This window comes from Agromyces sp. PvR057 (assembly GCF_040547485.1).
Taxonomy (GTDB): domain Bacteria; phylum Actinomycetota; class Actinomycetes; order Actinomycetales; family Microbacteriaceae; genus Agromyces.
In genome coordinates, this window is record NZ_JBEPPT010000003.1 from 277,217 (window position 1) to 288,647 (window position 11,431).

An 11,431-nucleotide genomic window follows, 5' to 3' on the forward strand; every position below is an offset into this window, starting at 1 on the left:
GATCGTGCGCGCCGTATGGTCACGATGCGCACATCCGTTTCGCGAACAGCGGCGAAATGACGGATGTCGCGACGACCGGCGTGCGCCCCGTCGGCCTCAGCCGAGGAGCAGCCCGCGCAGCTGGTCTGCCGAGTGCACGACGGCGAGGGCGCCGTCGGCCTCGGCGGGGGAGCCGTAGCCCCACTCCACGAGGATCGTCGGCACGCCGTTGGCCGAGGCGCCGAGGGTGTCGTACCCGCGGTCGCCGACCATCACCGAGTTCGAGGTGTCGATGCCGACGGCCTGCAGGCGACGCAGCGCCTCGGCGACGACATCCGCCTTCGTGCTGCGGGTCTCGTCGTCGCTCGCGCCCGCGATGACCGTGAAGTAGCGGGCGAGGTCGGCGTTCTCGAGCACGGCGTTCGCCATGCTCTCGGGCTTCGAGGTCGCGAGCGCGATCGGGACGCCGGCGGCGTGCAGGCGCTCGAGCACGCCGGCCACGCCGGGGAAGACGGGGGAGTGCAACAGGCGGTTCGCGTAGTCGGCCCGGTAGGTCTCGAGGGCCCGCTCGGCTCCGTCGTCGTCGAAGCCGCCCATGAGGCGCAGGCTGTCGAGCAGCGGCGGACCAACGTAGGCGAGGAGCTCGTCGGCGGGTGGCACCTCGAGGCCGAGCTCGGCGAACATGTGCGCGAGCGAGGCCGTGATGTCGGCGGCGGAGTCGACGATGGTGCCGTCGAGGTCGAACAGGACGGCGGCCCAGGTACGGGTGGGCGCCAAAGCGTTGGTGTGGCTGGGGGAGATCACGGTGTCATCCTAAGGCCCGACAATCCGAGTGACACTCAGGTTTCACTCGGGTGGCATCCGCGTGCGCGCGCTTCGGCTCTGCCAGACTCGGCCCTGTGGGACGGACACGGGTCATCTTCTCCGCCGAGCAGGCGGCCGCCGCGCTGTGGACGTACGGTGAGGACGAGCTCGCCGATCGCGCGATGCTGATCGCCGACTCGGACCTCCCGTCGCTCTGGGTCTGGGCGGGCGACCACTGGCGCGTGGATCACGATCTGCCGCTGAAGGCGAGGCTCATCCTCGACAAGATCACCGCGTTCGCGGCGATGCAGTTCCTGGAGGGCGGCGTGCGGCCGCTCGCGCAGGAGCGCCGACGACCCGCGAAGGTGATGCCCGAGCGCTTCCGCGACGCCCCGCCCGTGCCTCCGAATGCCGAGAACCAGGCCGGAATGCAGGGCTAGAACAGGCGCGAGTCGCTGTCGTCGAGTCCGCGCATCGCGTCGGAGTCGAGCACGACGCAGCGGATGCCGCGGTCCTCGGCGAGCGTGCGCGCCTGCGGCTTGATCTCCTGGGCTGCGAACACGCCGGCGACGGGCGCGAGCAGCGGGTCTCGGTTCATGGGATCGAGGGGCTTCGGGGTGCCCGAGTGTGAATCGTCCTCGGGTGGAACGGCAGGTCTCGATGCTGGACAGCTCAGCACGTTTGCTACATGCTATAGCGAAACGTCACCAAGAGATCGAGGTCGAGGAAGCCCATGCCAGCATTTCCCGCTCGCCGTTCCAGCCCGAGTCGAGGTTCGCGCCGCCCCGAGGTCGCCGAGGAGGCGACGGAGCCGGGGACGACAGGCCGGCGGGGACTCCTGATCGGCCTGGGTGCCGCCGTCGCCGGCAGTGCGATTGTGGCCGGATCGCTCGGTACGGGCGAATCGGCGTCGGCCGCCCCCGCCGGCGACGGCGTGCAGGTCGCCGAGACCGTGCTCGAGCTCACCCGGCGGCGCGCCGGCGACGGCGACGTGGTTGCGGTGCTCGGCTACCACGCTCCCGGTGATGTCCGCGGGCTGGTCTACCGCGGCATCCGTCGAGACGGGCCCGCCGCGAACGGTGGAACCGTCATCGCGGGAAGCCACGGAAGCAGATGGATGCTCCAGCACGACGGCGTGATCGCCTTCCACCATTTCGGCGTGCTCGATGCGGCCACCCCGGCCGACGATGCGCTCGACGCGCTCGTGGGCGATCCGAGCGTTCATCGCATCGAGGCGCATACCCCGGTCAACTTCGTCAGGCGCCACGTCTTCACCCGGTCGAACCTCGAGCTCGACTTCGGCGGCCACCTGGTGACCACGGAGGGCATCGAGGCGAACAGCCATGACAATCCGTTCGGCGCAGTGATGTTCTTCACCGGCACGCCGGCGAACGCGACGATCGACTACGCGCTCGACGAGCCGTTCGCAGAGTTGACCGACGCGGTGCGAGTCCCCGATGCCGCCGCGTTCCCGGTCGACAGTTGGTGGACGCTCTCGAGCGATGAGGTCAGCGGGAGCGACGAGCGAGAGCTCCAGCGCTTCGTGCGCATCACGCAGCAGGTCGACGCCACGCACGTTCGCATCGACTACCTGAACGGCTGGACGATCGATGCGGGCCGCCGGCTGCGGTGGCGTTCGGTCGAACCGGTCGAGCGCGTCCGCATCCGCAACATGCGCTTCCTCGGTGCCGGGCCCTACACCGGACCCACGGACGGGTCGTTTCCGGATCCCCGTGAGCTCTCGGGCTCGCATCCCGTCGCGTTCGAGTATGCGGTGCACTGCGACGTCAGCGACATCCACGCGAGTCGGACCTGGTGGCCGGTGATCATGCGCCGTTGGAACACCTCGTACATCACGGAGCGGTGCTCCCTCGTCAATCCGCCGACGGTGTTCTACGGCGGTGCCGGGTACCTCACGCAGCAGATCGCCTGCCTGTACGGCCATGTACGGGACTGTGCGAGCTCGAACGCGCGGCACCTGAACGACTTCACGGCGAGTGCCCACTCGATGGTCGAGAACTGTCACGGCGATGGCGACGACCAGGGCGGCAACCCGTTCACGACGCACGGGCAGTACGAGCACGACCTGGTGTTCCAGGGCTGCTCCGGGCTCATGGACATCGCAAACTCGGGCGCCCAGTGGGGGACGAGCGCCAAGCGCATCACAGTACGGGACCACGTCTGCTCGTGGTTCGTCGCCGGCACGAAGATCACCGACCTCACGCTCGAGAACGTGCGGGTGGTGCCGCGGTCGACCTTCGATCAGAGCGCCACGCTCACCGTGAACGCCGACGGAGCCCAGGTGAGGGGGTGCAGCGCGGGGCTTCTCGCGATCGGGCAGCGGAGCAGTCGATCCACGCGGCCGACGGTGATCGAGGACTGCTCCTTCGCTCTCCCGAAGGACCAGGTGCTCGTGCAGACTCCGGTCGCGAACACCGTGCACTTCGTGCGCACCACGATCACGGGCATCGACGGCACCCAGGCGCGAGGCTCGGGGCGTCTCGAGTTCGTGGACTGCGCCCTCGAGTCGCCGGAGGGTGCTGCTCCGTTCGGCATCGGATCGGCGACGCTCGTCATTCGCGGGGGGACGTTGCGGGGCGTCGGCATCGAGGCGAGCGCGGTGCGCGACCAATCGGTCGTCCTCGCGGGCGTGCACGCCGAGGCATCCCGCCCGGACGGCGCGGTCGTGTCCCGTGGGGAGGGGCCGGGGGTCGTGAGCCTCGAACTCGACGGCGGCGAGTACGTCGCCGGAACCCCTGATACCGCACTGCTCCGGATGGTGCGAGGAGAGAACCACGTGCGCATCACCGGCACCCGGTTCCGCGGCGGGCGGCTCGACGTCGCCGACGGCGGGGGAGCGTCGCCGTCGACGCTCCTCGTGAACGGCACGGTCGAGCAGGGCGTGACCCGTTCGCTTCCCGACGAATCGGATCGGTTCGTCTACGGCCCCGGCATCGTCAGGTGACCGTCTCGCCTCCATCGATCCAACGATCCATCGATCAGTACGCAGTCGAAAGGAACACACCATGAGCCACCGCGCCTCACGCCACTTCCGTGGATCCGAGACGAATCCCGCGACGGACGAGGCGATTCCGCCCGTCGAGTCGGCGGCCCAGGGCAGCGCCCGCCGCAGCGTCCTGCTCGGCCTCGGGGCATCCGTCATCGGCGGCATCGCGGCCGTCGGTGCCGCCCAGCCGGCGCAGGCGGCACCGGTCGCCGCCGCCGCCGCACTCGGCATCAAGCCCGAGGTCGTCGACACGGTGGTCGATCTCGCCGGCGAGAAGGCGAAGACGGGTGAGCTGCGCGAGGTGCTCGGCTACCACGCCCCCGGCGATGTCGCGGGCCTCTCGTACCGGGGCGTCAAGACGTCGGATGCCGCGGCGAACGGCGGCACGATCGTCGCGGGTGCCGCCGGCACCGCGTGGCTGCTGCAGCACGACGGCGTCGTCGGTTTCCATCACTTCGGGATCCTCGACGCGGCGGTACCGGCCGACGACGCGCTCGACGCCATGGTCAACGATCCCGCCGTTCGAAGGATCATCGCGCGCAGCGACCTCAACTTCGTGCGCAGGCACAAGCTCACCCGCTCGAATCTCGACTTCGACTTCGGCGGCCACCTGATGACCACCGACGGAATCGAGAACGCCGGGAAGGACGACCCGTTCGCGGCGGTGCTCTCCTTCACCGGCACCCGCACCGATCGGGTGCACGTGGCGAATCTCAGCGCGGACATGCCCGACCTGGCTGATGTGTTCGAGGTCGGAGACGCATCGTTCTTCGAGGTCGGCGGTTGGTACGCGACCGAGGTGAACGCCTTGAGCGGTCGGTGGGAGCGGGAGCTGCAGCGGCTCGTGCGGGTGACCAGGATCATCGACGGCACCCACATCCGCGTGGACTACAAGATCGGCTGGCCGCTCGCCGCGGGCCGTCAGATCACCTGGACGAAGATCGAGCCCGTTGATCGGGTGCGCGTCGAGAACCTCCGCTTCCTCGGCACCGGAACCGACGAGTTCACCGGGTCGCATCCGCTCGCGTTCGAGTACGCCGTGCACTGCGACGTGCGCGATGTCCACGCCGTCGGGAGCTTCTGGCCGGTGGTCATGCGTCGGTGGAACAGCTACTACGAGACGGTCGGATGTTCGCTGACGAACCCCACCTCGGTGACCTGGGGCGGTGCCGGCTATCTCACGCAGCAGATCTACTGCCTCTACGGGTACGTCGCCAACTGCCACACCTCCAACGCACGCCACCTGAACGACTTCACCGCGAGTGCCTACTCGCTCGTCGAGAACTGTCACGGCGACGGTGATGACGAGGGCCCGTTCGTCACGCATGGTCAGTACGAGCACGACCTCACCTATACAGGCAATTCGGGCCTGATGACCTTCGCCAACTCGGGTGCGGCGTGGGGGTCTGCGGCCAAGCGGATCACGGTGCGCAAGCACGTCTGCTCGTGGTTCGTCGCGCGCGTCCGCATCACCGACCTCACGCTCGAGGACGTCCAGGTGATCGGCAAGGCCTCGCTGGCGGGCTCGGGCATGCTCTGGATCAACGCCGACGGGGCGCAGTTGCGCGGCTGCAGCGCCGACGGGACGTTCCTCATCACGCAGTCGAGCGATGCGTCTCTGCGACCCACCGTGATCGAGGGATCGCGCTTCCGGTTCACCGCGGCGAACGACGTCACGAACGCGACGGTGACCGAGACGGTGACGTTCCGCGACGTCGTCTTCGATGGCATGAGCGGACAGAAGTTCCTCGGCGCCGGCGGCCTCGTCTTCGACGGGTGCAGGCTCACCGGAGCGGATGCCGCCGCCGACGTGGTCGTCGCGTCGCGGGATGTGCGCTTCGCCGGCAGTACCGCCCGCGGGATCTCGTTCGTCGCGCAGACGGGCGAGGGTCAGGAGATCGCCGTGGTCGCGGGATCTCGCCTCGACGGCGCCGGGGCGGCCGGTGCGCAGGTGCGCCGTGCGGGAAGCGGGCAGCTGTCGCTCCTTCTCGCGGACAGCACGCTCGAGACCGATGCCGCCGACGGCACGCTCGTCGCGCTCGACGGCGGTGTCAACACGTATCGTGCGGTCGGCGTGCGATTCGCGGGCGGGCGACTGGCGTTGGCGGCGGCGGCGTTCGGAGACGGTTCGACCCTCGTGCAGACCGGGTGCGTCGAGGCCGGCGTGAAGCGCGCCGAATTCCCCGAGGAATCCGATCGCATCGTCGTGACCGGCAACGCCATCGTGTGACGCTGCGGACCCCGTCGTCGCCACGACGAACGCGCCCACCGGGGCGCGTTCGTCAGGCCGAGGGCGGGGCGACCCCGATCCTGATGCGGGCAGCGGCGATCTCGACGTGCTTCGCCATCGTGGAGCGGGCGAGCTCGAGGTCGCCGCTCGCGATCGCATCGATGATCTCGGCGTGCGCCTGGGCGTGCGCGATGCGGTCCGCAGGCTCGAGGGCGTTGTTCGTCGCGCGGAGGAACCCGTTGATCCTGCCGCGGAGTTGCGAGGTCATGTCCATCAGCAGGTGATGTTCGGCCAGTTCCCAGAGTTGCTCGTGGAACTTGCGGTCCAGCGCGAACATCCGGTCGCCTTCACCCCGCTCGGCCGCTTCGATCATCGACGCGACGATGCGCCGCAGCTTCGCCTCCGAACGGCCGCTCCAGCGTTCTTGGACGCGCTGGCAGACGAATTGCTCCAGCACGATGCGCAGGCTCGAGATCTCGGCGAGCTCCTCACCGGTCAGCGCCGCGACACGCGCGCCGCGGCGCGGCTGCCGCTCGACGAGCCGTTCCTCCGCGAGCTTCGCGAGAGCCTCGCGGACCGGGATGTGGCTGACACCCAGCCGCTCGGCGAGCTTTCGTTCGACGAGGCGCTCGCCGGGTTCCAGTTCGCCGGATTGGATCGCCGCACGCAGTTCGTCGGCGACCCGGTCGGCGATGTTCTGGTCGGACACGTTGCCCAACATCATGGAACTCCTTCTGCGTCGGGCACCGGCGTGCCGGGTCCGCTCGATCTTTGCTACAAGCTATAGGGAATGACACTACGGGGACCGTTGCCACGGCGATACCACGTCATCGGGGGACGCCGTGGAGTTCGGCCGGGGGTGGACATCACCGTAGCTTTGCTACATGCTATAGCGAAATGAACGTCGCGGAGTCAGTCCCTCACGGATCGGCTCCCGACAGGAAGAGCGGCGAGATGAAGGCCACGACGAAGACCGAACCGGTGCGCATCGCGCTCGTCGGCGCCGGCAACCGCGGGCAGTCGTACACGAGGTGGGTGCACGCGAACCCCGACCGCGCGCGGCTCGTCGCCGTCGCGGACCCTCGTTCCCACCAGCGGGACGTCGTCTCGGCCGGCGACCCCGAGGTGGCGCAGTACGCCGACTGGCGGGAGATCGCCGCCCTCGACGAGCGCATCGCAGACGCCGTGATCATCGCGACGCAGGACCGCCAGCATGTCGAACCCGCCGTCGCGCTCGCGGAACGCGGCTACGCGATCCTCATGGAGAAGCCGCTCGCGCCGACGGAGGTCGAGAGTCGGCGGATCGTCGAGGCGATCACGCGGACCGGGGTCATCTTCGGGGTCTGCCATGTCATGCGGTACATGCCGTACACGGACCTCGTGAAGTCCATCATCGACAGCGGCGTCCTCGGCGAGGTCATCAACGTGCAGCACCTCGAGCCCGTGGGCTGGTGGCACATGGCCCATTCCTACGTTCGCGGCCCGTGGCGCCGCGAAGACCTGGCCGCGCCGATGCTGCTCGCCAAGTCGAGCCACGACATCGACTGGATCAGGTACGTCACGGGCAAGCGCATCGCGAAGGTCGCGAGTTTCGGATCGCTCCAGCACTTCCGCCCCGAGAACAAGCCGGCCGGCGCAGCCGACCGCTGCCTCGACTGCGCCCTGGCGACGAGTTGCCCCTATGCCGCGCAGAAGCTCTACCTGAAGACCGTGCGCGAGGAGGGCGACGTGTGGCCGGTCACCGTCATCACGGATGAGGGCACCGAGGCCGGCGTCATCGAGGCGCTCCGCACCGGCCCGTACGGCATCTGCGCCTACGACGCCGACAACGACGTGGTCGACAACCAGGTCGTCGCGTTCACCTTCGACGACGGCACGGCCGGAACGTTCACCATGACGGCTTTCTCGGAGCAGACGCATCGTCGCACCCAGATCTTCGGCTCGCATGGCGTGCTCGACGGTGACGGCGAGTCGGCGAGAGTGGTCGATTTCCGCACCGGCGAGGCCGTCGTGCACCAGGTCGGCCCGACCGGCGCGGCCAACGCCGGAGGAGACCACGGCGGCGGTGACGGCGGCGTGATGAACGCCTTCGTCGCGGCCGTCGCAACAGGGGACCGGTCGTTCATCCGGTCCGGGCCCCTGGAATCACTCGACAGCCACCTCACCGTGTTCGCGGCGGAACGCTCACGCCACGAGGGGCGGATCGTCGAGGTTCCGCGGTACTGATCCACCAACCCACACAGCGCGGCGTCAGCCGCATTCACCGAAGGAGCACCATGCGTCACAAGAGATTGCTGGCAGGCAGCGCCATGGCCGCTGTCGCAGCGATGACCCTCGTCGGTTGCAGCAGCGGTTCGGCCGACTCCGGCGAGCAGACGGTCACGATGTGGATCTACCCCGTCATCGCAGACGAGGCGTCGCATCGCGACTACTGGGACGGCATCGTGAAGGCCTACGAAGCCGACCACGAGAACGTGACCGTCAAGTACGAGATCTACCCGTGGGCGAACCGCGACGAATCGCTCGCCACCGCGATCGCGGCCAACAAGGCACCCGACCTCGTCTACCTCATCCCCGACCAGCTGTCGACCTACCAGAACTCGATCGAGCCGATGGACGAGTACCTGCCCGCCGAGCAGAAGGACGACATCCTCGACAACGTCGTCGACTCGATCACGATCGACGGCCAGCTCATGGGCGCGCCGCTGCTCACGAGCGCCAACGCGCTCATGTGCGACAAGAACGCGTTCGATGCGGCCGGGCTCACCGAGTACCCGTCCACGTGGGACGACCTGATGGACATCGCCCCCGCGCTGAAGGAGAAGGGCATCTACGCGACGCAGTACTTCGCGGCCCCCGAGGTGACCCTCAACATGACCTTCTACCCCCTGCTCTGGCAGGCGGGCGGTTCCGTCTTCAACGAGGACGGCAGCGAGGTCGCCTTCGACAGCGAGGCCGGCGTCGAAGCGCTCACCTACATCACCGACATGGCGAAGAACGGCTACATCGAGCCCGACCTGATCTCGACCTTCCCGTCGCTCGAGCAGACCGCGATCGCGACCGATCAGGTCGCCTGCACCTGGCAGTCGGCGCCCGCCGATGTCAGCGCCTTCTGGGGTGAGGACGCCATCGTCATCAAGCCGCCGCTCGAGAACGAGGAATCCGTCTCCTACGGCACCGTGGGGTCGCTCGCGATGATGAAGGGATCGTCGCACAAGGAGGCCGCCGGAGCATTCGCCGCGTACGCGACCAACGCGGAGAACGTCGTCGCGTACGATCTCGCCGCGAACTACTTCTCGCCGTTGAAGTCGACCGGCGAGCTGTACGCGGACGACCCGATCCAGGGTGCCATCGAGGCGATCGTGCCGACGAGCACCGTCGGGGAGCTCTTCCCGAGTTCGCGTGAGGTCATGGGTGTGCTCGCCCCCGAGATCCAGGCCGCGCTCCTCGGCACGAAGACCCCGAAGCAGGCGCTCGAGGATGCCGCAGCATCCGCCGCGCCCCTGCTGAAGTAGTCGCACCACGCGGTGGGGCGGCGGAATGCCGCCCCACCGCACCCGAGGAGGCCCAGATGACAACCACCGGTTCCACGGCGATGCTCGAACCGCCTCGCCCCCGATCGGACGGCGAGCCGCCGCGATCCAAGCGGAACCTCGCCAAGCGCGTGCTCGAACGGCGCGAGGCGCGAATCGGGTTCTTCTTCGCGTTGCCGGCGTTCCTCCTCTTCCTCGCCTTCCGATTCGGGCCCGCGATCGCAGGCGTCGGGCTCAGCTTCTTCGACTACGACATCTCGGGCCTGCTCGAATGGGAGGGCGTCGCGAACTTCGAGCGCATGGTCGGCGACCCCGTGTTCTGGAACGCGCTGGGCGTCACGCTCCTGTACTCGCTGCTCGCGGTGCCGCTCTCCGTCGCGCTGTCGGTGGTCATGGCGCTGGGCGTCCGGCGCGGCTTCCGCGGCTCACGCTTCTTCCGTTCGGTCTTCTTCCTCCCGGTCATCACCTCGCTCGTGCTGGCCGGCGCGATCTTCAAGTGGATCTTCTCGACCGACGGGCCGTGGTCGCAGTTGATGACGCCCTTCGGTCTCGACGAGTCGTGGCTCAACTCACCGGTGCTGGTCGTTCCGGCCCTGGTCATCGTCGGCATCTGGTCGCGATTCGGCTACGGCATGCTCATCGTCATCGCCGCGCTGCAGGACGTACCGCGCGAGCTCGAGGAGGCCGCCCTCATGGACGGCGCCGGCGCATGGCACCGCTTCCGGTACATCGTGCTCCCGCACCTGAAGCCGACGTTGTTCTTCCTCCTCGTGATCGAGACCACCGCTTCGTTCCAGGTGTTCGACCTCGTCTACGTGATGACCCAGGGCGGCCCGGCCCACGCGAGCTACTCGCTCGTCTACATGCTCTACGACCAGGGCTTCAAGTACTTCGACTACGGCTATGCCGCTGCGATCGGCGTGACGCTCTTCGTCATGACCCTCGTGGTCGCGCTCATCCAGCGCCGTCTCGTCGGGAGGGACAAATGACACAGGTGACCACCACCCGACTGGGTCTTCGCCGCCGCTCCTACCTCGCGCTCGAGCCGACGCCGGTCGGCGTGCTGCTGCGTTGGATCGGTCTCGGCATCGCGGCGATCGCGTGCTTCTTCCCGTTCTACGCCATGGTCGTGCTCAGCCTGAAGCCCGGCCTCGCGGTCGAGTTCCCGTCGAGCCTCATGCCGTGGAACCTGTCGACCGAATCGTACGAGCAGGTCCTCGGCGGACAGAACGTGCTCGTCTGGCTCGGGAACACGCTCATCTACTCGATCGTCAGCGTCGCGGCGGTGCTGCTGCTCTCGGCGATGGCGGGGTACGCCTTCGCGAAGAAGCGCTTCGCCGGCAAGGAGGTGATGTTCTGGTCGTTCCTCGCGATGGTGATGGTGCCGTTCCACGTCACCCTCATCCCGACGTTCATCGTGCTCGCGAAGCTCGGCGGCGTCGACACCTACTGGGGCCTGATCCTGCCGACGCTCGCGAACGCGCAGGCGGTGTTCCTGATGCGCCAGTTCATCCAGGGGCTGCCCGACGAGCTCTTCGAGGCAGCGCGCATCGACGGCGCGAGCGAGCTGCGCATCTTCTTCACGATCGTGCTGCCGCTGTGCAAGCCGGTGCTCGCGACGCTGGGCATCTTCGTCTTCCTCTGGCACTGGAACGACTTCCTCTGGCCGTTGATCATGGCGAAGAGCTCGAACATGTGGACGCTGACCGTCGGCATCTCGTCGCTTCAGCAGCAGAACGTCCCACTCAGCGTCATGCTCGCCGGCTCGGTCGTCGCTCTCGTCCCGATCTTCTTCGCATACCTGCTCGCGCAGCGGTACGTGCAGGAGGGCGTCGCGACATCCGGCATCAAGGGCTGACGGCCCGGCTCCCGGGTTCG

At 68.2% G+C, this 11,431-nt stretch carries 9 protein-coding genes and 1 pseudogene; 7 read left to right on the forward strand and 3 right to left on the reverse strand.

Translation table 11 applies throughout. From position 1 onward, the window contains the following. Positions 1 to 96: 96 nt before the first annotated feature. Positions 97 to 783: an HAD hydrolase-like protein gene (locus ABIC29_RS13935; protein ID WP_354246227.1), complete on the reverse strand. Its 687-nt coding sequence runs from the start codon at positions 781 to 783 to the stop codon at positions 97 to 99. Positions 784 to 878: 95 nt separating this feature from the next. On the opposite strand from ABIC29_RS13935, the gene ABIC29_RS13940 reads away from it, so the two are divergent. Continuing rightward, positions 879 to 1,223 carry a hypothetical protein gene (locus ABIC29_RS13940; RefSeq protein ID WP_354246229.1) on the forward strand — a complete coding sequence of 115 codons (345 nt, stop codon included), beginning with the start codon at positions 879 to 881 and terminating at the stop codon, positions 1,221 to 1,223. Here ABIC29_RS13940 and ABIC29_RS13945 read toward each other — a convergent pair. Continuing rightward, positions 1,220 to 1,390: pseudogene (locus tag ABIC29_RS13945) on the reverse strand (endonuclease NucS domain-containing protein); the annotation flags it as partial. The gene ABIC29_RS13940 and the pseudogene ABIC29_RS13945 sit on opposite strands and share 4 nt — an antisense overlap. Positions 1,391 to 1,660: 270 nt before the next feature. Here ABIC29_RS13945 and ABIC29_RS13950 point away from each other — a divergent pair. Together ABIC29_RS13950 and ABIC29_RS13955 are read left to right on the forward strand one after the other, a co-directional pair. After that, positions 1,661 to 3,748 (forward strand): peptidase C14, encoded by a 2,088-nt coding sequence (locus tag ABIC29_RS13950; protein WP_354246232.1) that lies wholly within the window; start codon positions 1,661 to 1,663, stop codon positions 3,746 to 3,748. 61 nt (positions 3,749 to 3,809) lie between these two features. After that, a complete protein-coding gene (locus ABIC29_RS13955; protein WP_354246235.1) occupies positions 3,810 to 6,020 on the forward strand; it encodes a peptidase C14 in 2,211 nt (736 codons plus the stop codon). Between the two features lie 52 nt (positions 6,021 to 6,072). Here ABIC29_RS13955 and ABIC29_RS13960 read toward each other — a convergent pair whose 3' ends face one another. After that, on the reverse strand, positions 6,073 to 6,744 hold the full coding sequence (locus ABIC29_RS13960; protein WP_354246238.1) for a GntR family transcriptional regulator: 672 nt from the start codon (positions 6,742 to 6,744) through the stop codon (positions 6,073 to 6,075). A 230-nt stretch (positions 6,745 to 6,974) separates the two neighbouring features. Between ABIC29_RS13960 and ABIC29_RS13965 the strand changes: the two genes are divergently transcribed. The 4 genes from ABIC29_RS13965 (at position 6,975) to ABIC29_RS13980 (ending at position 11,411) form a co-directional block, all read left to right on the forward strand. Next, positions 6,975 to 8,246, forward strand: coding sequence for a Gfo/Idh/MocA family protein (locus ABIC29_RS13965; RefSeq protein WP_116080172.1), 1,272 nt, complete (start codon positions 6,975 to 6,977; stop codon positions 8,244 to 8,246). Positions 8,247 to 8,329: 83 nt separating this feature from the next. After that, the gene (locus tag ABIC29_RS13970) at positions 8,330 to 9,535 is read left to right on the forward strand and encodes an extracellular solute-binding protein (protein ID WP_354246241.1); all 1,206 of its coding nucleotides are present in this window, start codon (positions 8,330 to 8,332) and stop codon (positions 9,533 to 9,535) included. Positions 9,536 to 9,591: 56 nt separating this feature from the next. Then, positions 9,592 to 10,542 (forward strand): carbohydrate ABC transporter permease, encoded by a 951-nt coding sequence (locus ABIC29_RS13975; protein ID WP_354246243.1) that lies wholly within the window; start codon positions 9,592 to 9,594, stop codon positions 10,540 to 10,542. Between the two features lie 5 nt (positions 10,543 to 10,547). After that, positions 10,548 to 11,411: a carbohydrate ABC transporter permease gene (locus ABIC29_RS13980; RefSeq protein WP_502915491.1), complete on the forward strand. Its 864-nt coding sequence runs from the start codon at positions 10,548 to 10,550 to the stop codon at positions 11,409 to 11,411. Positions 11,412 to 11,431 lie beyond the last annotated feature (20 nt).